The organism is Stenotrophomonas sp. YJH_SMC_81 (assembly GCF_059370875.1).
Genome location: NZ_JCAFUB010000011.1, coordinates 75,478 through 97,316, shown reverse-complemented (window position 1 = coordinate 97,316; position 21,839 = coordinate 75,478). Strand labels below are relative to the sequence as shown.

At 68.7% G+C, this 21,839-nt stretch carries 10 protein-coding genes; 4 read left to right on the top strand and 6 right to left on the bottom strand.

What is annotated here, in order from left to right:
* Positions 1-3: 3 nt before the first annotated feature.
* Positions 4-1,788, bottom strand: a complete 1,785-nt coding sequence (locus tag AC5P8U_RS17765; RefSeq protein ID WP_088496239.1) for a DUF2341 domain-containing protein — start codon at positions 1,786-1,788, stop codon at positions 4-6.
* A gap of 38 nt (positions 1,789-1,826) precedes the next feature.
* Positions 1,827-3,449 (bottom strand): ShlB/FhaC/HecB family hemolysin secretion/activation protein, encoded by a 1,623-nt coding sequence (locus AC5P8U_RS17760; RefSeq protein ID WP_447896953.1) that lies wholly within the window; start codon positions 3,447-3,449, stop codon positions 1,827-1,829.
* Positions 3,450-3,650: 201 nt separating this feature from the next.
* Here AC5P8U_RS17760 and AC5P8U_RS17755 point away from each other — a divergent pair, with 201 nt between their 5' ends.
* On the top strand, positions 3,651-3,986 hold the full coding sequence (locus AC5P8U_RS17755; RefSeq protein WP_072168832.1) for a hypothetical protein: 336 nt from the start codon (positions 3,651-3,653) through the stop codon (positions 3,984-3,986).
* A 90-nt stretch (positions 3,987-4,076) separates the two neighbouring features.
* Here AC5P8U_RS17755 and AC5P8U_RS17750 read toward each other — a convergent pair whose 3' ends face one another.
* Positions 4,077-4,538 (bottom strand): hypothetical protein, encoded by a 462-nt coding sequence (locus AC5P8U_RS17750; protein ID WP_447896952.1) that lies wholly within the window; start codon positions 4,536-4,538, stop codon positions 4,077-4,079.
* Positions 4,539-4,641: 103 nt separating this feature from the next.
* Here AC5P8U_RS17750 and gspH point away from each other — a divergent pair, with 103 nt between their 5' ends.
* Genes gspH through AC5P8U_RS17735 form a run of 3 tightly spaced genes read left to right on the top strand, consistent with a single transcriptional unit; the run spans position 4,642 to position 6,058 of the window.
* Positions 4,642-5,088, top strand: a complete 447-nt coding sequence (gene gspH / locus AC5P8U_RS17745) for a type II secretion system minor pseudopilin GspH (protein WP_088496237.1) — start codon at positions 4,642-4,644, stop codon at positions 5,086-5,088.
* Positions 5,085-5,447: a type II secretion system minor pseudopilin GspI gene (gspI, locus tag AC5P8U_RS17740; RefSeq protein ID WP_072168834.1), complete on the top strand. Its 363-nt coding sequence runs from the start codon at positions 5,085-5,087 to the stop codon at positions 5,445-5,447. The genes gspH and gspI overlap by 4 nt, the downstream gene beginning before the upstream one ends.
* On the top strand, positions 5,444-6,058 hold the full coding sequence (locus AC5P8U_RS17735) for a prepilin-type N-terminal cleavage/methylation domain-containing protein (RefSeq protein ID WP_088496262.1): 615 nt from the start codon (positions 5,444-5,446) through the stop codon (positions 6,056-6,058). The genes gspI and AC5P8U_RS17735 overlap by 4 nt, the downstream gene beginning before the upstream one ends.
* A 549-nt stretch (positions 6,059-6,607) precedes the next feature.
* On the opposite strand, the gene AC5P8U_RS17730 is transcribed toward AC5P8U_RS17735, so the two are convergent.
* The 3 genes from AC5P8U_RS17730 to gspF all read right to left on the bottom strand — a co-directional run bounded on the left by AC5P8U_RS17730 (position 6,608) and on the right by gspF (position 21,837).
* Positions 6,608-18,991 carry a putative filamentous hemagglutinin family protein gene (locus AC5P8U_RS17730; RefSeq protein WP_495214243.1) on the bottom strand — a complete coding sequence of 4,128 codons (12,384 nt, stop codon included), beginning with the start codon at positions 18,989-18,991 and terminating at the stop codon, positions 6,608-6,610.
* Between the two features lie 199 nt (positions 18,992-19,190).
* The gene (locus AC5P8U_RS17725; RefSeq protein WP_072168837.1) at positions 19,191-20,366 is read right to left on the bottom strand and encodes a substrate-binding domain-containing protein; all 1,176 of its coding nucleotides are present in this window, start codon (positions 20,364-20,366) and stop codon (positions 19,191-19,193) included.
* A 271-nt stretch (positions 20,367-20,637) separates the two neighbouring features.
* Positions 20,638-21,837, bottom strand: a complete 1,200-nt coding sequence (gspF, locus tag AC5P8U_RS17720) for a type II secretion system inner membrane protein GspF (protein WP_088496234.1) — start codon at positions 21,835-21,837, stop codon at positions 20,638-20,640.
* Positions 21,838-21,839: the final 2 nt, after the last annotated feature.

The window sequence follows — 21,839 nt, the reverse complement described above, 5'->3', positions numbered from 1 at the left end:
CCCTCAGCCCTGCACCGCGGCCGGGCCGCGCCCGTCCTGCTCTTCGGCCAGGCGTGCGGCGAACTCGTCGATGAACACTGCCATGTCCGCACCGATCGCTTCGGCACGCGCGCCCAGGTAGTTGTAGCCGAACAGTGCCGGGATCGCGACGCCAAGGCCGGCCGCCGTACACAGCAACGCTGCGGCCATGCCGGGTGCCACCGAGTTGATGTCGACCGCGCCGGCCATCGCCGCCACCACGAACACCAGCATGATGCCGATCACGGTGCCGAACAGGCCCACATACGGGGCTCCCTCGATGGTGGTCGACAACCAGTTCATGCGTCGTGCCATTGCCTCCTGCTCACGCACCATCACCGCATCCATCGACGCGCGGATCGCCGCGATGGTGGCGCCACTGAGGTAGCCACTGTTGCCGTCGCGCTGATGGCGCTGCTGCATTTCGTCGATGGCCACCTGGTAGATGCGCCACAGCGAACCGTCGTGCATCGCGGTGGGTGCCTTGCCCTGGCGGTCCATGTCGGACAGGGTGCGCAGCGGTACGCCGGACAGCTTGCCGAAGCTCTCGGTGAACACCGCATTGGCCTTGCTGGTACGGCCGAAGTGGCGGCTCTTGGCGATCATGATCGCCCACGACAGCAGCATCATCAGGCCGAGGATCGCGACCACCACCCAGGCGTCGAACGGCATCGCCTTGAGGATGAAGGCGAAGTGGCTCTGGCCGGCGGACTGCTCGTCGGCGCCGTAGCTGATCAGCCGCGAATCGGCACCCTGTGCGGTGGCATCGGCCAGCAGCAGCGCGGCCGGCCGTGCCACGCGCGAGATGCGCAGTTCATCCAGCGCACCTTCGAAGTTGGCCAGTGGCTGCACCGCGCCCGGCGCATCGGCACCCACCACCGGAGCCGTGCCCAGCGCCGGCAGCGCACCGCTCAGCTGGGCAACGACGCGCCCGTTGAGGTACAGCTGCAACGCGCCCTTCTCTGCCGTCAGTGCAACGTGTGCCCACTGTCCTTCCGGAATCGGCTGCGCAGGCGTACTGCGCCGGCCATTGAGCTGCACGAACGGCACGCGGTTCTCGATGCCCAGCACCAGTTCGGACGCGCCATCTCGGCGGGCGTAGATGGCCTGCGCAGCGGTGTTGCTGCCGGGCTTGATCCAGGCCGAGACGGTCAGCGGTGCACCCGCTTCCTGTGCCAGCGAGGCGCTGGCCGGCAGCGGCAGCGGCGCGGTGCCCAGCTGAACGCCGCGACCGATCACCGAGCCTTCCGCCGGCGGTGCCACGGCACCGGCGTTGTTGCCGTAGGCGGTGGTATCACGCGCCGGGGCGTTGGCCTCGGCAAAGTGGTAGACCAGCGTATAGTCCGGATCGAACACCTGCTGGCCGTTGCCGCTGGCCGGGGCCTTTTCATTGCCGTAGTACATCCAGATCGTCTGCGGCGCGGCGGCACTGAACGCAGGCACGTCCACCCAGACCAGGGCCAGGCCCATCTTGGGATCGAACTGTTCGATCTGGTGGGCCAGCACGGTACGGCCATCACCCGAGACGAAGCGCAGGTCGTTGCCCGCATCCTGGGTGCCGTCGAAGCCGAAGTTGCCGGTATGCAGGCGCAGCAGCAGCGGCGTGCGGCCCGGGTCACCGGCCAGGCCCGCGCCCTGCGGTCCGGCGTCGATGGTGATCGGCTTGCGGTACTTCCATTCGGCCTGCCACCAATTGGCATCGGCCGCAGCCGTCGGCAGCGCAATCAGCGCGGCCAGCAGCAACAACACTCGGGAAAGCAAACGGTCCATGCGAAGGGTCTCCGGAGAACGCATGTTCAAGGGAAGGGTCAGTAACTGGTGCTGATGTTGAAATGCAGGCGCGGATCGTCCTTGCGCGTGACCGGGCCATCGGCATACGGCCAGGCGTAGTCCAGGCGCAGTTGCAGGTGTTCACCCAGGCGCAGCTGCGCGCCCAGGCCGACCGAGGCCAGGTTGTACTTGTCGCGCTGTTCGGGCAGCGGCTGGCGCAGGCGCAGGTAGGCTGCGTCGGCAAAGCTGTAGACACGCAGGTCGGCGCCGCGCCACAGTGACCACGCAGGCGTGCGCCATTCAAGGCTGGCCAGGCCGCCGTAGTCGCCGATCGCCTCGGCCGACAGGTAGCCGCGCACGGTGTACATGCCACCTGCGGCGAACTGCTCGGCCGACACCAGTGGCGCATCGGTTACCTGCAGCGAGCCGCGCGCATACCATTGCCAGTCGCTGCCGAAGGTATGCGTGTTGTCCACGTCGGCCTTGAACGCCACGAAACCCGGGTCGGCCCAGTAGCGCTTCTGCCCGAACGCAGTGGCGTCGCTGCCGTAACCGAACAGGCGGCGGGTACCGGCCACCAGCTGGGTGTTGATGCTCAGCTGATCGTGCTCGCCCTGGCGCACGCCGACGAAGGCCAGCGTGATCGGCGCGTACTTCAGCGGCGTCTTCAGGCTGTCCTTGCCCATCTGCGTGTCCTCCTCGGTGTCCTTGAAATCCACGCCGAGGCTGAGCTGGCGCCACCACTGGCTGCTGCCCGGCAGGCGGTAGTTGAGCTTGAGGCCGATCGAATGGCCGTTGCCGATCACATTGGTGCCGGTGCCGGTGCCGACCTGCCCACCTGCATCCAACACGCGGCTGTCGGATCTGTAGCCGGAGGCTTCCAGGCTCCACGGCGTGCCTTCGAACGGCATTGTGTACGAGGCCGAGAACACCTTGGCCTGCTTCGTATCTTCCGGCGCCAGATACACGCCAAGGTTGGCGCTGTGCCCACGCTTCCACAGGTTGTCGTAGGCCAGCGATGCACTCAGGCGCAGCTTCTCGGTGTCGGCGCCATGGTCGTTGTTGAGTGACGCACTGGCACGCCACGGCGACTTCTCCTCGACCTGAAGGTCCACATCCATCGTGCCCGGCACCTGGCCTTCGCGCACCAGCGGCATCACCTGGCGACGCCCGCCTTCGTTCAGTGCGGTCAGTTCCTTCTGGGCCTGGTCAAAGTCCGGAACCTTGCCTTCCGCCAATGCCGGCACGCGTTCACGAATGCGTTCGGGCGATTCGTGGCGGGTACCGACGACGCGGAGCTGGCCGATCGGCGTCTGCTGCACCTTCAGCAGCACCACGCCACCGCTGACCTGCTGCTCGGGCAACTCGACGTAGACCGACTGGTAGCCGGCCTGCTGGTAGAGCGCGTGGACGGCATCGCGCGCCTTCTCGACATCGGCCAGGGTCTTGCCCGGGCCGAGGAACGGTTCCACCGCACGTTCAATCTCCCGCGGATCGAGCACTGTGTTGCCGCGCACGATGTATTCGTTGATGTTCACGCTGGGCGCGGGTGCTGCCTCCTGCGCGAGCAGCGGCAGCGGCAGCGGCAGCGCTGCCAGCGCCAGCATCAACGGATGCAGGCGCAGCGGAAGGCGAACGGCTCGGCACGGAACAGGATTCATCGAAGGCATCGCGTCGTATCGAAGGGAGGGGCCAGGGAGCGGCGCGTGGATCTACCAACAGGACGTGTACATCGCGTCAAAGCCGCCAACAGTTTTGTGACAGCGCCGTCATCTTTTGACAGCGCCGCAACGCACGCAGGCGGGCCCTGCCTTGGCCACCCGTCTTCATTGCAGAACATCGATTGCTGCGGGAGATTCGAGATGCGTGAATCGTTGATGCCGGGCCTGCGCGCTGCGCTCGCCCTCGCCCTGCTGCTGGCGCTGCCATCGGGTCGCGCCGACGAGGTGAAGAAGCAGGAAGGAGCTACGCCCTGCATCGAAGTGCAGGTCAACGGCGAGCGGATTCCGGCCTGGGACTGCCTGCAACGCAAGCTGGCTCCTGCGACAAGGCCGGCGAAGTCGCCAGCGCTCCCCGAAGCCGAACGCCTGATGCGGCAGCCCGGCAACCAGCTGATGCAGTACAACCTGGAAGGCACGCGGCAGCGCATGGGCGATGCGTTCGGTCGCTCGGTGGTGCCGCAGCGACCTGCGCGCTGAGCCTGCGCCTCTGTAGCGCCGAGCCCATGCTCGGCTGTCTTTGTATCCGTCGGCGAGGCCAAGCTGAAACAGCCGAGCGCAGGCTCGGCTCTACAGGGCAGCCGGCACGATGCCATCGCTCGGCACCGGTGGCAGCGTGGGCACCGCCAGGCTGCGCGACTGCCCTGCCTGGTTCAGCTCCACCGTAGTGGCACTGATGCTGGCCAGCACCGTGCAGGGTCCGAGCCGTTGGCCGGGCGCATACGCTTCCGCCGGGCGTCCATCCACCGAGAGCAGGGCCAATGGCGCATGGTCACCGGCCATCACGCCCAGCACCACCACCTCGGTCTGCACTGCGCCGGGGGACAACAGGCGCACCAGCGGCAGGCTTGCCACTGCATCGAACATCGGCCGCACCGCCGCCTCGGTCTTCGCCTCGCTGGCCACAGCCGCCGGCGCTACCGCAGACATGGTGACGCCCCAGTAGGCCACCACGGCCAGCAGCAACGTTGCCGCCAGCAGGGTCAGTATGCGATTGCGATCCCAGCGCCTGCCATCCATGTTCCGCACCATCGCCACGTTCGTCCCTGCCCACGCTAGCAGGTGCGGCTGACGCTTTTGTTTCATCATGCGGGCCTATGCTGGGAGGCATCGGCCAGCACAGGAGGCAACGTCGATGCAGCGCATGCCGCGTGGTTTCACCCTGCTGGAACTGATGGTGGTGCTGGTGACCATCGGTATCTGCACCGCGGGCATCGGGCTGGGCCTGGGCAGCCTGCTCGACCCGGGCCGGCAGCTGCGACAGGAGGCCGAACGGTTGGCACAGCGCCTGCAGGTGGCGCGCGATGAGGCGCGCATCGATGGCCGTCCGTGGCGCTGGCAGGCCGACGCCGCCGGCTACCGCTTCAGCCGCCGCGAAGGCACCCGTTGGGTGGATGTGCAGCGCGACGACCAGCTGCGACCACAGCCATGGCAGCCGGCGGGCATCGCGGTGCAGCCGAGCACGCCGATTGAACTGAGCCCCGAATGGATTGGCGTGGCGTGGGAGGTGACGCTGTCGTTGCAGGGCCGCCAGCTGCGTCTTCGTGATGATGGCAGCGGACAGTTGCAGGTCGTGCAGTGAAGCGGAACAGGCACGGGTTCACCCTGATCGAAGTGCTGATCGCATTGGCGATCGTTTCAATCGCACTGGCGGCGGTGATGCGTTCGGTGGCGGTGGCCACCGACGATCAGTCGCGCCTGCGCGATCGTCGGCTGGCACTGATGTGCGCGCAGGACCGCTGGCAGGAGCTGCGCCTTGCCGCGCAGCCGCCCAAGGATGCACGGCAGCGCTGCGTGCAGGGGCGCAGCACGTTTCTGGTGCTGCAACATGTCGGCACGGGGAGTGACGGACAGCCGCAACTGGAACTCAGCGTGGTGGCCGAAGATGCACCGCGGCAGTCGCTGGCGCGGGTGCAGCTACCGTGGACGGCAGCGCCATGAGGCACGCCGCACGTGGCTTCACTCTGATCGAGGTGATGATCGCGATCACCATCATGGGTGTGCTGGCGCTGATCTGCTGGCGTGCGCTGGACAGCGTGGCCAGCAGCGACCAGCGCCTGCGCCGGGCCGACGCCGAAACCACGACGGCGATGCGCATCCTGCAGCAGTTCCAGCGCGATATCGAAATGCGCGCGGACGACGCGCTGATGAATGGTGCAGTGCGTCCGGCCGATCAACCGCAGCGGCTGCTGCCTCCGTCCCTGGTAAGCGAACGGCACCCGGACGGCAGCTTTGCGCTGGAGATCACCCGCAGTGTCGGCAGTGATGGACTACGCTGGCAGCGGGTGCGCTGGTGGCGGCAGGGCACTACGCTGTGGCGGGCCAGTGGCGCGGCGACGGATCGATACCCCCTGCCCGCGCCTGAGCCGTCGAAAGCCATTGCGGTGGCCAGGGATGTGCAGCGGTTCGAGGTACGCGCCTGGCAGCCGGGCGCGGGGTGGGCGCTGTTGCCGAGCGAAGGCGTAGTGCTGCCGGCCACCGGGCTGGAACTGCGGTTGGGCCTGCGCGATGGGCGTGGGCCGTTGAGCTACCGGCGCGTGCTGGCGTTGTAGGATTCCTCCCAGGCAAAGCATCCACGCATGGCGTGGATCTACTGCCGAGCGGCTTCTACTGCCCGGCCTGCCCTGGTGGGTGCCGACCGTTGGTCGGCACTGATGCTGGCCCAGCCATCCACGCATGGCGTGGATCTACTGCCGAGCGGCTTCTACTGCTCGGCCTGCTCTGGTGGGTGCCGACCGTTGGTCGGCCCTGATGCTGGCCCAGCCATCCACGCATGGCGTGGATCTACTGCCGAGCGGCTTCTACTGCCCGGCCTGCCCTGGTGGGTGCCGACCGTTGGTCGGCACTGATGCTGGCCCAACCATCCACGCATGGCGTGGACCTACTGCCGAGCCTGCCGCCGGGTGCTTTCCTGCGCCCGGCGGCGCCGTGTCGGTGGTCCTCACCGCTGAAGGCCGCTCCCTGCCCTCCGTGCCGTCCTGGCTGGGGCCGCCACCGTTCCCTGGCGGCTGGCCCGATGCTATCCGTTCTTCCTGGTCAGTCCCATCCACGCATGGCGTGGATCTACTGCCGGCCGCGATCGTGCCGACCAGGGTCGGCACCTAGCGGCGCTGCGTGCCGTCGTCGCGGCTGGCCTGCGGGAACTGGAATGCGCTGTCGGCGTCGTAGCCGCTGTTGGCGGTAGTGCCACGCGCCGGCGGCGCTACGCTGCTGGTGCCGCTGCCGAAGCCCAGGATCTGCACGCTGATCACCGACGGCTGGTTGCGCCGTGCGTCGTCCTGGCTCTTGCGCATCACGTCCTGTGCCGCCTGGCTGGCGCTGTTGGCTGCCGCACTGGCCGCGGCCAGCGCATTGACGTTGACCGATGCCAGCACCGGCAGGCCCTTGCTCTCGCCCTGTACCTGGATGTTGGCCGCGTTGAGCACCTGCAGCGCGGCCAGGTTGATGTTGCCGGAGACGCGGATACCGGCCTCGCCCGCATCGATGGTGCCCAGCGGTGCGATCAGGTCGACGTCGCCCGGCGGCACTTCGGCGATGGGGTTCAAGGTCGCGATGCCAGCACCGCTGGCCGGGGCCTGCGGCGACAGGATCACATTGCCCCACCCGTCATAGACGCGGCGCGGTGGCGTGTACAGCAACGTCGTGCGCGAACCACGACCAGCATTGATGTCACCCTGCTCCGACCACGCCAGGATGTCGCCGCCGAACGTGGTCATCACCCGCGACAGGCCCAGCAGCACGCTGTCCTGGCTGAACAGCCGGATATCGCCCTGCCCTTGGGTCACCAGTCCGGCACTGGCCGGGGGCACCACGCCCTGCACACCGATCACGATCTGCCCACCCGGCGCCATCAGCTCGATGTTGCCACCCGCTTCGGTGCGCACGCCGGAGCCACCGTACATCACGATATCGCCGGTACGGTCGATCGTCGCGCCGGTCGCAGCCTTGTCTGGCATCAGCGTGGCGATGGCCTCGCGCCCACGCAGGTAGGAGCCGAAGCGGGGCCCTTCTGCATCGGTATATTCCCGTCCACCTTCGCGCAGCTCGGCGTAATAGACCTGGCGCAGGAAGATGTGCTGCTGTTCCTGCGGCAGCGCATCGAAGGCAGCCAGCGCCCCGTCGCCGTCAGCAGCCACGCCGAAGCGCTGCTGCAGCCACTGCTTCAGTTCCTGGTCGTAGACCTTGACTGCCTTGCCCGGCTGCGACGCAAGCGATTGCGCGGGATCGGCAAGGTTGACGGGGTCCAGATAGCGGGCACGCAGGGCCGCGTAATCGATCTGCTGGTTGCCGGCCGTCAGCGCGATGCTGGCGCCGGGACGGGTGTCGCCCTGCACGATGCCACCGAGGCTGACGATGCTGCCCGCATCCTCCTGGCGCAGCTGGCGGCCGGCACTGATCTCGGTGTTGCCGGGGCCGGCGATGGTCGCGTTCAGATGCACGATGTCGCGGCCCGCCGCCGCCACCGTGATGTCGGTGGGCGCGGTGTTCAACGCGGTCATCGACACCCCGAGGATGTCCCGGCCTGCCCGCAGTTGCACGGCGCCGGCGGCCTCGAACCAGTTCAGCTGCGTGCGCTGCCCCACGTTGGGATTCAGCGTGCGCCGGGCGCCGGTGGCCAGACCGATGATGTCGCCCTGCATCGCGTAGAAGCGGCTCGGCGCCAGGGCCGGAGACACGGTGGACAGCGGAGTATTCGGACCGAACGCAAACAGCGGAAGCGACGCGTCCGGCGATGCAATGTTGCCGTCGACCGACAGGTTGTGCCGCGAGCGGGTCACATTGCCGCCGGAATCCCCCTGCTGGGCCAGGAACGCGGGGTCGAAGGGTCCCGGCAGGCGCGCATCCGCGCCCGAGCGCGCGATCTGGGTCGCGCCACGTTGGGCGAAGATGCTGCCACCGGCCAGGACGTCCAGCCGTCCTGTTGCCGAGGGTGCCAGCAGGATCACATCCTGCGTCCCCGGCGTGGCGCTGATCCGGTCCAGCTTGATGTCGCCCTGCGCAGCAATGGCGCTGAAGCGCGAAGGATAGAGCCAGTAATTCAGCAGATCATCACTGCCACGCACAACAAGCTGGACCTGCTCGCGCCACAGATTGCTACCGGTCACGTTATCCGGCCCGGCGAGGCCTGGCGCGAGGTCACCACCGGCACTGAACAGATCCACGGCCGTGCTGGCGGTCCACAGGGAAAACCACGTGCTGCCTGCAGCGCGCGCGCCATCATCCTGCAGCACCGCGCTGTAGTTGGCCAGCGGCACCCGGCCTGCATCGGCGACCCCGCCGAGCACCACATCGCCCCGTGCCTGCAGCTGCGCGACCGCATCGCCCAGCACCAGCACCGGTCCGCCCATCGCGCGGGCGGCGTCGGGCGCAAACAGGTCTGCGGCGCGCTGCTGACGCAGCGTCGCGTAGTTTTCCAGGGTGACGCCCATTGCACCGATGCGCCCGGCATCGAGCTGCAGGCTGCCACGCAGATTGCTGAAGGTACCGTTGAGGTCGAGATTCTGTCCCGCCCTGGAGGGATTGAGGCTGGAGATCGTCGCCTGCAGATTCGGATTCAGTGCGCCACCGATGCGCAACCGCAGGTCGCCGCCACCGGTCAGGTGCAGCTGGCCATTGCTGACGCGGCCGGTCGATCCCACCGCCGCGATGATCGCGCCCGAGCGCGGTGCGCTCAGCGAGCCCAGCGCGTCGCCCATCGGATCGCGGACGCCGGCATTGCGCCCGGCCTCAAGCGTCAGGTCGCCGCCACCCAGGGTGCCGAAGCCGGTGAAGCCGACCATCCGCGGAGAGGCGCCAGCGGCAGCGGACACGTTGGTGTAGGTGCCAAAGTTCACCCACCAGCTGGTCGGCACCGGCTCCATGCCGGTGGTGCTGCCGGTTCCCTGCCGCCACAGCCAATTGCCGACCGCGGCACTGGAGTACAGCGCCCAGTCGCGCTCGCTGGTGCCCGACTCCGCGCGCGCGGTCCAGGCGTCGCCGACGATATCGCGCCCGGCTTCGACCCGCAGGTTGCCACCATGATCGGGATACCAGGCCTGGTAGCCTGCGATCGCTGCGTCATAGCTGCCCGGCACCAGGTTCGGCCCCAGCAGTGCGGTGTTCCAGGGAGCCGCTGCACGGGGCGAATTGAAGGCAGCGTCGTGGCCCCCACCCAGCGCGGTGGGAGTGCCGGCGGTGTAGACACCGAAGCCTGACTTCATCACGACGTCACCGGCAGCGAGCAGTTCCATGTCACCCTTGCCGGTGCGCAGTACGCTCCACGCCGGCGTGCCCGCGCGCTTGCCGTAGGTGGTCACTTCGGTCTGCGTGCCGCCGCCGGCGCAGTAGCTGGGCGCGGTACTGCAGAACTCGTCTTCGGTCATGCCGAACATCGCGGCGAAGTCCTTCGCAGGGGTGCCCACGTAGGACTCGTCGCCCCAGTAATCCAGCGAGCCCTGCGCGGCCACCTGGCGGGGTGCCGGGCCGCAGTAGTCGGCCGACATCGCGCAGAACTCATCTTCGGTGAAGCCGAACATGTCGGCCAGCTCCGCGATCGGACGGCCCGCGTAGGACGTGTCACCGATCCAGTCCAGCGATGCCCGCTCGGTCAACGCACGATCACCCACCCAGATGATCTCGGTCTTGACCGTGCCGATCGAGCCCTGGTGGGTATCGGCCAGCACCACGCTGCCTTCGCTGCCCCAGCGCCGGCTGCGTGGATCGGCCGCCCCGGCATCGGCACCGGCAACCGCGGTCAGGTCCCAGGAGCTGGTGCCCTCGGCCAGCATCGGCGCCAGCGCCCAGTTGCGCCCCTGGTTGCCGTTGGCATCGGCCGGCCGCAGATTCACCGGCCCGTCGCCGGGCAGCTCCACCTTGGTCAACGAGGGAATGTACGCGCCCACCTTGAGCGCGACTTCCCGTGCCAGGCGCAGCGCAACCGGCAGCACCGCGCCGGCGGGCCACTCCTGTGCCGCCACCTGTACCGCACTGCGCAGGCGGAAGCCGGCTCCCAGCCGCGCACCTGCCGCCAGCACCAGCGGCTCCTGCAGCACGGTGCCCGCCGCCAGCGTCTGCCCGGAGTCGGTGGTCACCGCCGCACCCAGTACGGTGCCCGCTGGCAGGCGCAGGGTCTGCGAGATCACCATCGGCGCGGGCAGCACGGTACCAACCGGAAGCGTTACCGATTCGACCGGCACGTCGTAGTTCAGGCGGGTGCCGGCCTGGAACTCGGTGCCGGGCTGCAGCTTCACTCCGTCCACCGGCACCACCAGGCCGCTGCCGAAGGGGGTGTGCCCGGCGCTGCCATTGCGACCCTCATACAGCTGCCAGCCCCCCTCATCCGGCGTGGACGGCGGCGATGCGAAGCCATCGTTGATGCTGCCGTAGACGTTGATGTTGCCTTCGGCCCGCAGCACCAGCGAGGCCGATTCGCCGAAGCCACGCCGCGATGGATCGGCGCGGTTGGCTTCGGGCCCGTAGCGGTAACCGGACAGATCGATGTCGCCGGCAATGGTCAGGTCGCCGTCCGGGTTGGCTTCGCTGCGCCGCGCCACCACCTGCACGCCGGGACGAAGGCGGACGTCACCCAGCGCGTGCGTGCGCTGCTGCAGGTCCGGGTTGCCCAGCGCACCATCGATCCACGCCACGCTGTGCGGATCGACCACCTGGTCCAGCCACTGCTGGGTGACCAGCTGCGCGCGGTTGCCGCGCACATCAGCGGTGCTGGCCAGGGGCGCATCGTCGTAACGGCGGACACCATTGAGCTGGATGTCAGCCGCGCCATCGATGCGCAGGCCATTGGCCGCGGCAATCGCCGCGTCGTTGCTGCCCACCCGCGGCACATCGATCTTCAGCGAGCCCCGCGCCATGCCGTCGTTCTGTCCAGGGCCATCACCGACGGCAACGTCGCTGCCGGCACGCAGGTCCAGGTGCGCCGCGCTGCCCAGACCCACGGCGCCTTCGGCGCTGCCCAGGGCGATCGTGGCCCGGTTCGGACTGTCGATGATCTTGCCATGGCTGTCCACGCGCAGGCCGGTACCGTGCGCGTCCAGCGTGCCATCCACCTGCAGCTGGTCGCGGGCGTACAGGCGGATGCTGCCGACCTGCTCGCCGCTGGCATCGATGCGGCCGGCCACGGTCAGGCTGCCCGCGTCGACACTGATGTCGACCCGGCGCGCCTTCACTTCGTCGCCGATCCGCAGATCGCCTTCACCGATCTGGAAGCTGCGGCCGCCGACGACACCGCCGGCGGTCAATCGCTGGTTGAGGCCGGCGAAGTCCTGCAGCTGGCGTGCCCGCACCACAAGTTCACCACCGTCGTAGGGCACCAGCGTGCCGCCGGCATCGTAGCGACCACTGGCGGCACCCTGCAGAACACCGGCCAGATCGGCTTGGCCGGCCATTGCGGTGACCGTCATGCGCCCGGCGCGGTTGTTGCGGGCAGAAACATCGATGCGGGAGGCCGCATCGGTGCGGATGTCACCCGTGTCGGTGGACAGCACGACATCGCCGCCCCAGCTGAACTTGTCCACGTCGTACAGCGGGACCTTGCGCCCGGCCAGATCCAGCGCCGCCCGGCTACCAAGCGTGATGCCCTCACGCGCGTTCGCAGACAGCCGTCCTGACGCCAGCGCGATCGTGCTGTCCAGCGTGATCCGGTTGGCGTCGATGCTCAGCTCACTGCCCAGTGCATCGCCACCCGCCTTGCCGGTACCCCCGTGCAGGCGGAACTCGCCGCCGGAGCGCACGCGCAGCTGCGCGGCGGGATCGGCGGTCAACAGCGGTGTATCGATATCCAGGCTGCCTCCGCTGTACTGCCAGCCCTTGTCGGCCAGATAGTCGCCGCGCTGCTGGAACACGTCCAGCGTGCCCTGCGCGGAGAACGACAGCTGCTCCGAAGCCCTCAGGTTCAGCGCACTGAATCCGAGCACCTGCCGGTTCGCACGTACTTCAGAGCTGGGACGGCTGAATGGCGCCCGCCCGAGCTGCAGCTGGCGGGTGACGATGTCCAGCTGCCCGGCACCGAGCCGGTCCACCATCGGATCGGCCGGCGGCACCGACGCGTCGCTGCCCGCCGCCTGGCTCGCCGCCAATGCGCCGTCCCAGACCAGCGTGTCCACCAGGATGCGCGCGCGGTCGGTCGCCGCACCGTAGCCGCGGATGGCCTGCGCACCAAGCACAAGCGTCTGCAGGCCACTGCGGCCGGTGGCACTGTCGCGCGCGTCCAGGTCGACGCTGCCGAACACGTTGACAGACTCCCGCGCGACCAGGCTCAGCGTGTCCAGCGCCGGCGCGCCGGTGGCGTCATCGCCGCGCAGCAGTTGCTGCAGCACGGACTGGTTCATGGTCATGCCACTGGGCAGCGCCCCTGCCGCTGCGGCCTGTGCGATCGCTTCGGCACTGCCGAGGTTCAGCGCCGCCATGCTCAGGCCGAGCTGACGGGTGCCATAGCTGACCGAGTCGCGCATCTGCAGCGTGCCATCGGTCGCTACCGCGATGCTGCCATCGGAAACCAGCCGGGCGTGGCCGTCGCACGCCGCCTGGCACCCCCCGATGTCGATCGCCACCGGACCGGCCTCCACGCCCGTGGTGCCGGTGATCAGGTTCAGGCGCTGGTTGGACACCGCCAGCAGGCCGCCGGAGACCTGGTAAGGCAGCGTCGCGCTGGCACCCGCGTTGGCGGTCGCGAACGGCAGTGAATCGAGGGTCGCACCGGCCTCGACCAGTACGCCGCTGCCACCGGAGGCCGCTGCCACCAGCACTTCCGGTGCGTTCAAGGTGACGCCGGAACGGATCGCCACACTGCGCGCCTGGCCGGTCACCGCCACCTGCGAGGCCTCCTGGCTGAACTGCCCGCCGATGATCATCCGCGCCGGCAGGAAGGCATTGAGCGCGTCGTCGCTGAAGGTGGCGCCGCGATCACGCGCCTGCGATTGCGCGCTACCGTCAACGATCTCCAGTGAACCGACCGCCGGGCTCGCCAACGTGGCTGCCAGCGTGCCGCCGCGCCCCTTGTCGGTGGCGGCGCCGAACCGCGCGGTGCCGGCGAAGCGGATGGCAGGCGTGTCTGCACGACCTGCACCTTCGCCCAGCGCAAGGGTCAACCCGAGCGCATCGATGGTCTGCCAGCCACGCGACTCGCCGCGGCGGTCGGCCACCGACTGCGCGAAGCTGTTGTAGGAGGTTTCGTTGTAGCCCGAGTGCCGGCGTACCACTGCGGCGGGCGTCAGCAGGATGTCGGTGAGCAACGGCGAGAATGCCGCGCCCAGCGCCGTGCGCTGCTGCCCGGACACACGCCAGGTGCCGGTGCCGGTCGCAATCGGTTGCACGATGCCGGTGGTGCCGGTAGCGCCCAGCTCAACCCGGAATGCACCGGGCTGCAGCGCATAGCTTGCCGGCATCAGCGTGTAGGTACCGGCCGCCAGGCCGGGCACGCCAGCCGGCACGGTGATCTGCTGGCCCACCGCCGGAGCTGAGAATCCCTCTTCGCCGCTGGGGGCGAACGCCTCGGCGCGTCCCGGTACGATCGCGTACACCGGGTTGCCCGACGCACTGAACGCGTAGCGCGGATTGGCGTCGGCCAACGCCGTGCGCAGCACGTCGACGGAGCCGCCGCGCCCGGACACGAAGGCGGCACCGGTCAACTCACCACCGCCGGACATGTCCAGCAGTGCCCCCGGCGCCACCTCGATCGCGTTGGCCTTCAGAGTCACCCCCATCGAGGAGATGCCGGCCGGCGTCAGCGAGCTCAGGCTGCGCGTGCCTACCCGCCAGTCGACACCATCGACGGTGCCACCATAGGGCAGCGACAGGCCGGCAGCGCTGGTGGAGGTAACGCTGCCTGGCAGCAGTTCCACCCGGCTGCCGATGGTTCCGTTCTGGATCAGGCCGCCCAGCTGCAGCGTGCCCATCGGCGCCTGCACGTTGCCGCCCTGCTGCACCGTGGCAGCCACCAGGCGAAGCGTGCCCAGCGCCGATTCCGGCGCCGGCTGCGTGGCCGCACCTGTGCCGTGGATTCGCAGAACGGCAGCTGGATCGGCCCAGTAATCAACGGTCTGCACGGTCTGCGCCGAAGCGCCGGCCACCAGCGTGCCGACCGCGCCTGCGGTGGGGTACAGGCGGGCGGCGGTCACGTCCATCGAACCGGCCGTCATCAACGCGCTGGTGTTGCCACTGCTGGCAATGCCGTTGGTCAGGCGCACGTCGCTGCGGCTTTCCAGCGCCACGTGGTCGAACCCGGGCAGCCAGGTGACGTCGCGGATGTCGATCAGCGCGGCCTGCACCGCCAGCGCGTGATCGTCCGGCCCGGCCGAAGCGACCGCCACGGTACCCTGCAGGTTCTCGCCCGCCAGCTGGCCCCAGCGCGCCTGCGCCAGGCGGACGTAGGGCGCACTCAGCCGCAACGCCGACGACGGCCCGGCATCCACGGCCATGCCCAGGCTCGAAGTGCCCTGGCCATGGATGCGCAGGCTCTGGGCCAGGCGCAGGTCGACATCGCCGACGGCGCGGATGTCACCGAACACGGACAGGTTGTCGAAGCCGCCCGCCTGCAGCTGCTCGACCGACAACGCGGCGTGGCCATACTCCAGTGCGGCCGGCAGTGGCTGCACCGGTGCGCTGTGCTGGCTGAGGGTGATCGCACGTGCGCGCAGTACCTCCTCGCTGGCGCCACGTGCATGGATGCTGCCGCCGAAGGCCAGCCCAAGGGTGCCGCCGCGTGCGCCGGCACCCCCGGCGGCCGCGTCCATCCCGCCCTCCAGATACAGCGCATTGGCCGAGCGCAGCACGATCTGCCCGCCGTCGCTGTCCACGCGTACACGGCCCTGACCGTCGATATCCAGCTCGGCCGACGTACCCCGTGCCTGCAGGCGCGCACCGCGTTCGACCACCACGAAGGCTTCCGGTGGTCGGTTGTCGACGAATGCTGTGGTTTCCCAGTCCAGCGCCCCGCCGATCTCGATGCGCCCACCCGCGCGCACCTGCCCGCGCAGGCGGCCGCTGGGATCGGGCAGCGAGATCGCGTCTGCATCGGCATCCAGCAGCGCGCCTTCGGCGAAACGCCAGGTGCGTTCGGTGCGCTGCCCCGCGTACAGCGCATTCTGCGGACGCACATCGTCGATCACGATGCGGCCGCCCTTCGCACGCAGTGTGCCTTCAACATCGATGTTGCCTGCACCCAGCAGCGAGATCGTCTGCCCTGGATCGACCGCCACCAGTGCATCCTTGCCGACCCGCAGGTCACCGCCCACGCCGTTGCGGTCCGAACGCAGGCTGATGCTCGCACCGGCGCGCTGGTTGACGCGCCCGCTCGACGGATCGGCGCTGTACAGCGGCGCATCCCATGCCGCCAGTGCGGACGCCCGATCGGTTGCCGTCTGCGCGTCCTGGGTCATGCGCAGGCCTGGCAGGGCAGCGACCAGCCGCGCGCCGTCGGCCACCTCCACGCCTTGGTGGCCGTTGATGTCGTACTGTGCGAAGCCACTGCCGAACAGGCCGGGGTCCAGTCGCAGCGACGCGCCCGCCAGGTCCGCATCGCCCACTCGAACGTGGCCACCGGTTCCCAGCGAGAAGGCACCACTGCCCTGTCCTCGGCCACTGAACCGGCTACCCTCGCCCAGTTGCACCCGGCCACTGCCGTCGGTCGTAACCGTGCTGCTGTTGGCCTGCAGGCTGACGCTGCCCCCTTTGCCGATGCGGCCCTTGCCGCGCAGGTCCAGCGCGGCGCCGGCCTCGACGTCCACCGTTGCCTCGGCGCCCACGACCACGTCATGACTGTTGCTCAGGCTCAGGCGGCCGCCATCCGTCCAGGCACCGCTGGCGTCGAGCGGCATCGCCAGTGATGCGTTGCTCCATTCACCGGAGAGATCGATCCGCGTGCCGTCGGCAATGGCGGTGCGGGCGCGGCCATCGTGCAGCAGCGCCGTCGGCCGGCCCTGGACATCCAGCAGGTTGCCCGCCGACAGCTGGCCGCCGGCAATGCCGATGTCGCCTGCCAGTTCCACCTCGCTGCCGGTCAGGTTGAGCTGTCCGCCTGCCTGAAGCCGAAGGCTGCCGTCGACGCGGATGCGACCGGCGGTCGCCAGGTCAATCCGTCCCCACTGCTGGGCACTCAGCGCTGCGATATCCAGCCACACGGTGTCACGCCGCTCCTCGTCGACCGGAGCCAGCAGCGACCACGCCGCCTTCGTCGGAGCCTTGTCATCCAGGCGCACATCCGAGCCGAACACACCGCTGCGGCCCTGGCCGTAGTAGCGCCCCAGGTACAGCTGCGCATTGCGCGCCACCGCCGTCTGCGCCTGCGCATAGCCCTCCAGCGCGGCCTCCGGCCTGCGGTTCTGCTGCGCGCCCTGGAAGGTGGCCGTCTCAACCTTCCCATCCAGCACCGCGGTCGGTGCGGAGACGATCAGCCGTCCTGCATCGCGGCCGACCGTGTACCCGTTGTCGACACGCTGCGCCGCGAATACGATCGGATCACGGAAGGTCTCGGTGATGCCCCAGCGTTCCTGCTTCACTTCATGGCCGCTGTACAGGCCATCGAACAGCATCTCCGCCGGCGCCTCATCAAGGCGGTAGACCTGGCCGTCGACGCCGCGCACCCAGCTCTGCCGGACCACGCCGCTCTGCACATCCAGGCTGCCGCCGGCAAGGTTGATGCGTGAGCCACCGTTCGTGATCACTTCCCTGCCGCCCAGCAGGACGGTGCCTCCCTGCGCGGCCCATTCGCCGATCGAGTGCCCCTGGTTGTCGAGGTAGCCACCCACTTCCAGCAGGCCGCCAGCAGCGTACCAGCGCTCCCCCTCGTAGCCCCCGGTACCGGCCGGAACGTGGACCAGCCTGCGGCGGTCGACCCAGACTTCACTGCTGGTCAGCTTGCCGCTGTCGCGGTTGTCCAGGGCGTCGCGCAGTTCGTTGCCCTGCACCTTGACCTGGACATTGTTGCTCTCCATTGACACCTGCACGCCCACTGCGCCGGACACGTCCACGCGCGCGGCGTCGTCCACGTAGCTGCGGGCCGCCGCATCGGCGATGATCTGGCCGCCCGTGGCGACCGTCAGCGAATCCCTGCTGAAATGAATGTTGCCACCCGAGACGATCTCCACCCGCGACTGGTCCCGGCGATCATTGTGCTGGGACAGATTGTCGAAGGTTGCCGAGCGCGCGCCAGCGCGGATCGCGTCCTGCTCTGCCGACTCCTTGATGAGGCTGTCGCGCTGCGTATCCAGCACCGTGGCCTTGCCATCGTCCTCGATCAGCACCGCCGTAGTGGCGCCATCGGCGAGCGTGACGCTGCTGCCGGCATCACTGGCCGAGGCCAGAAGATGCACGGTGCCGCGCTGTGCGAGCGTGGTGCTGGCCACGGCCACACCGGCCTGCTCGACGCTGCGCCCGGCCAGAGTCACATCACCCTCAAGCGCGCGCAGCAGGCCGGTGTTGCGCACGCCGCCAGCCGTGCTGCCAGCGATGAAGCGCGGCGCGATCTCATTGCCCCGGGTGGTGGAGCTGGTGTTGGTGGCCGTACCCACGCCACGCCGGATCACGAAACTGTCACCCGCAGCGAGCTGCACCTGGCCCTTGCGCGCCTCGATATGGCCAGCATTCTCCACGCTGTGCCCGGCCAGCAGTACGTAGCCACCGCCGCGCGTCGCACTGGTCGGCTCATGGGTCGCGATGCGGGCGCCCTGCTCCACCGTCACCTTGCCGAATGCATCGCTGAGCGCGCTGCTGCTGGCGTCGGGGCTGTACAGGCCATTGTCGCGGAACTGCGCATCGCTGATCCGTGCTGCAGCCGCCAGCAGATTGCGTACATTGACCTGGCTGTTGTTGCCGAACACCACGCCGTTGCGGTTGGCCACGAACACCGTGCCATTGGCCTTCAGCTGGCCCAGGATCTGGCTGGGCCGCGCCTGCGGATCGTTGACGCGGTTCAGTACTGCCCAGTCAGGGCTCTGCAGGAAGTTCAGCGTAGTGTTGCCGCCGATGTTGAAGGTCTCCCAGTTCAGGATCGCCTTGTCCGCGGTCTGCTCGACCGTGACCTGCACCCGCCCGTCGCTGCCCTGCGACTGGATCGCCTCGCGCGCATTGAGCCAGCCGCGGGTCAGCGGGTTCTGGTCGACGCTCAGGCCGTCCTTGCCGAGGCCATCGGCAACAATGAAGCCAGCCTCGCGGCGCGCCTGCCGCGCCTGTTCCTGCAGGCGCTGTTGCAGGGCGATCGCCTGCGCCGCCGTGCCAAGATTGTCGATCGACTGCTGCAGCTTCTGCCGTGCTGCATCCTGCTGCTGGGCCGGCAACTGGAACTGGATCGGCACGCCGTTGGGCATGCGGCCACTCTGTGCCGCGCTGCCCTGGGCCGCGCCCCGTTCGGCGAACCAGCCCGGACTGAACGCCTGCTGCGCCTGGCTGGCCGGGGCCACCATGCTCCCCAGTGCGACTGCGATGGCCCACGCCATCGGATGATTGCGGCGCATCGACGCGGCCGGACGAACAACGGACAGGAGCGGGTGCGACATCGGAACCTCATCAACCTGGTGGGCCGCGGCTGCGGCGACGATCGGGGAGGCACGCGCAACGCATGCCCTGCCACTGATAGACGGTTCACGTGACACGAAGCCGACAGTGAAACACTGCGGCGGCGGCACCATCACGGAAATGGCGACGCCGGCCCAGAGGCCGGCGTCGCGTCAAGCAGGATTCAACCGGTACTGCGGATTACAGCGGACGACCGATGCCGGCACAGGTGCTGGGGTTGTTCAGGCCGGCCGTGCTGCTGGCCAGCACGAAGCGGTTGCGGATCGCATCGCGCCACGCTTTGGTCAGCGGGATGAAGCCGTGGTCGGTGATCGACTTCTCATACGCAACGGTGTAGGTCGCCGGATAGTGGCGGGCCAGGAAGCCGCGCAGGCTGGTGGCGACGCTCGAATCCTTGTAGCACTGGCCGATCACCAGGTTGGTGTAGCCGGCGATCGGATAGCCAGCCGACGGGTTGCCGAACACCGGCACCCAGTTGGCGGGGTTCTCAGCATCGGTGCCGGTCGGCGGAGCAACGGTGTCCAGGGTGGCCTGCACGCTCACCTGGTCCGGCGAGAAACCCTTGACCTTGGCGACCTTGGTCGCATCGGTCAGGCTCGGGATCACGTCCGGGCCGACGTAGCCGATACGGCCTTCAGCTGCGTAGACCGTGTTGTACAGCGAGGTGCCACCGGTGGCCGGGGCGGCCACCAGGAACGCCGGCAGGTTGCCGTTGGCATCGCGCTTGTACAGGTCGGCGAAGGTCGACTTGATGGCGAACTTGCCGCCCACCAGCTTCGAGGTTTCAGCGTTCTCGGCGGCACAGGCCGCGGTCAGGAAGCGGCTGAACATTTCGCTGGTACCGCTGCTTTCCGGACGGTACACCACCTGGATCGGGCCACTGCGGTTGGCATCGATGGTCGACCAGTCGCTGATCGCGCCCGAGAACACGCCGCAGATCTGCGCCACGCTCAGGTCCACCGCCGAACCGGCCTTGTTGAACGGAATGGTGACCGAGGTGGCCACGGACGGCACCTGGATCAGCGCGCCGTAGCGGTTGGCGTTGGTCGCCTGGTTGAAGTTGGTGGTGTAGTTGCTCAGCTCAGTGCTGCTCAGCACCGAATCGCTGCCGGCGAAATGCACGGTGCCGGTGGTCGAGAACAGCGCCGAGTTGTTTTCCAGGAAGGCCTTCTTGCCGGTGCCCGAACCGGTCACGGCGTAGGTGAAGTTCGCCGGCAGGATGCTGTCGGCCGAACCCTTGTAGAGGTCGGCCGGCAGCGAGGCACCGCCGCCGGTAACGGTCTGCGCCGAGGCGGCGCCCACGGTAGCGAGCAGCGCGGTGGCAACCAGCGCGGCCAGGGTCTTGTACTTGGTCATGATCTTCTCCTGAAGGGTTTACTGCGAAGGGAAACGCCAAGGGAGGAACGGTCACTACACGCCTGCTGCCGCCGAGGGCCTCCCAGCCCACTCTGCGGCGACGGGTCCATGCTGGTCCGCGCCGATGACAGGCCGCTTAAGAAACCTGTGGAAGATCGGAAAAAGGTGTGGAGGATTGTGTGGAGAAATCCAGGCACCCGTAGATCCACGCTGTGCGTGGATGGATCGAGCGACGCGCGACCTGTCCGGTGCATCCACGCATGGCGTGGATCTACTGCACCAGCTGGTTCATTTCCATGATCGGCATCAGCACCGCCAGCACGATGGTCAGCACCACGCCGCCCATCACCAGGATCATGGTCGGCTCCAGCAACGCAGTCAGCGCCATCGCGCGACGCTCGATCTCGCGCGAGATGGTCTGTGCGGCGCGGTCCAGCAGTGGCGCCAGCGAACCGGTCTTCTCGCCGCTGGCCACCAGGTGCACCAGGATTGGCGGATACACCTTCTGCACCTTCAGCGCAGAACCAAGCGCGGCACCTTCGCGCACACGCGCGGACACGTCACCGGCACAGCGCGCCAGCAACGCATTGCCCAGGGTCTGCCGGGCAGCTTCAAGCGCACGCAGCAGCGGCACACCCGCATCCAGCAGGATCGCCAGTGTCGAGGCGAAGCGCGCGCTGTTCACACCCAGCACGAAACGCCCGACCATCGGCACCCGCAGCAGCATCGCGTCCCAGCGCAGGCGCAACCCGGCCTTGCGCAGGGCCAACCGCCAGGCCACCACCAGCGCAGCGATGCCGAGCCCCACCCACATGCCCCAGCTGCGCACGAACGCGCTGGCGGCCAGCATCACCTGGGTCAGCATCGGCAGCGTCTGCCGCGCCTGCACGAACGCGGTCACCACCTGCGGCACCACGTAGCTGAGCAGGAAGATCACGATCGCCACCGATACCAGGCTGATCGCCGCCGGGTAGATGAAGGCGGTCAGTACCTTGGCCTGCAGCGCATTGCGTTCCTCGATGTAGTCGGCCAGGCGCTCCATCACCCGCGCCAGATCGCCGGAATCCTCACCTGCACCCACCAGCGCCCGATAGATCGGCGGGAAATCGCGCGGCCGCGCGGCCAGCGCCACGGTCAGGCGCTGGCCGGCGCGCACGTCGGCGCGCACAGCGGTGAGTGCCTGGGCCACGTGCGGGCGCTCGGCCTGCTCGATCACCGCACTCAAGGCGCCTTCCAACGGCAGGCTGGCCGCCAGCAGGCTGGCCAGCTGGCGGGTGGCCCAGGCCAACTCGCTGGCCGACAGGCGGCGAGCGCCCCAGCCACTGCCGACACTGCGCGCCGCGCTCACCTGCACGGGTGTCAGCCCGCGCCCACGCAGCAGCTGGCGCGCACCGCGCGGGCTGTCGGCATCCAGTTGACCCTTCTCGATGCGGCCCTGCGCATTGGCAGCCTGGTAATCGAACAGCGCCATGC

What these genes read in the sequence shown, in the direction of transcription:
- AC5P8U_RS17725 (WP_072168837.1), bottom strand. Translation starts at nt 20,366, where the DNA reads ATGACCAAGTACAAGACCCTGGCCGCGCTGGTTGCCACCGCGCTGCTC.
- gspH (WP_088496237.1), top strand. Translation starts at nt 4,642, where the DNA reads ATGCAGCGCATGCCGCGTGGTTTCACCCTGCTGGAACTGATGGTGGTG.
- gspF (WP_088496234.1), bottom strand. Translation starts at nt 21,837, where the DNA reads ATGGCGCTGTTCGATTACCAGGCTGCCAATGCGCAGGGCCGCATCGAG.
- AC5P8U_RS17755 (WP_072168832.1), top strand. Translation starts at nt 3,651, where the DNA reads ATGCGTGAATCGTTGATGCCGGGCCTGCGCGCTGCGCTCGCCCTCGCC.
- AC5P8U_RS17735 (WP_088496262.1), top strand. Translation starts at nt 5,444, where the DNA reads ATGAGGCACGCCGCACGTGGCTTCACTCTGATCGAGGTGATGATCGCG.
- AC5P8U_RS17760 (WP_447896953.1), bottom strand. Translation starts at nt 3,449, where the DNA reads ATGAATCCTGTTCCGTGCCGAGCCGTTCGCCTTCCGCTGCGCCTGCAT.
- AC5P8U_RS17750 (WP_447896952.1), bottom strand. Translation starts at nt 4,538, where the DNA reads ATGGTGCGGAACATGGATGGCAGGCGCTGGGATCGCAATCGCATACTG.
- AC5P8U_RS17765 (WP_088496239.1), bottom strand. Translation starts at nt 1,788, where the DNA reads ATGGACCGTTTGCTTTCCCGAGTGTTGTTGCTGCTGGCCGCGCTGATT.
- AC5P8U_RS17730 (WP_495214243.1), bottom strand. Translation starts at nt 18,991, where the DNA reads ATGTCGCACCCGCTCCTGTCCGTTGTTCGTCCGGCCGCGTCGATGCGC.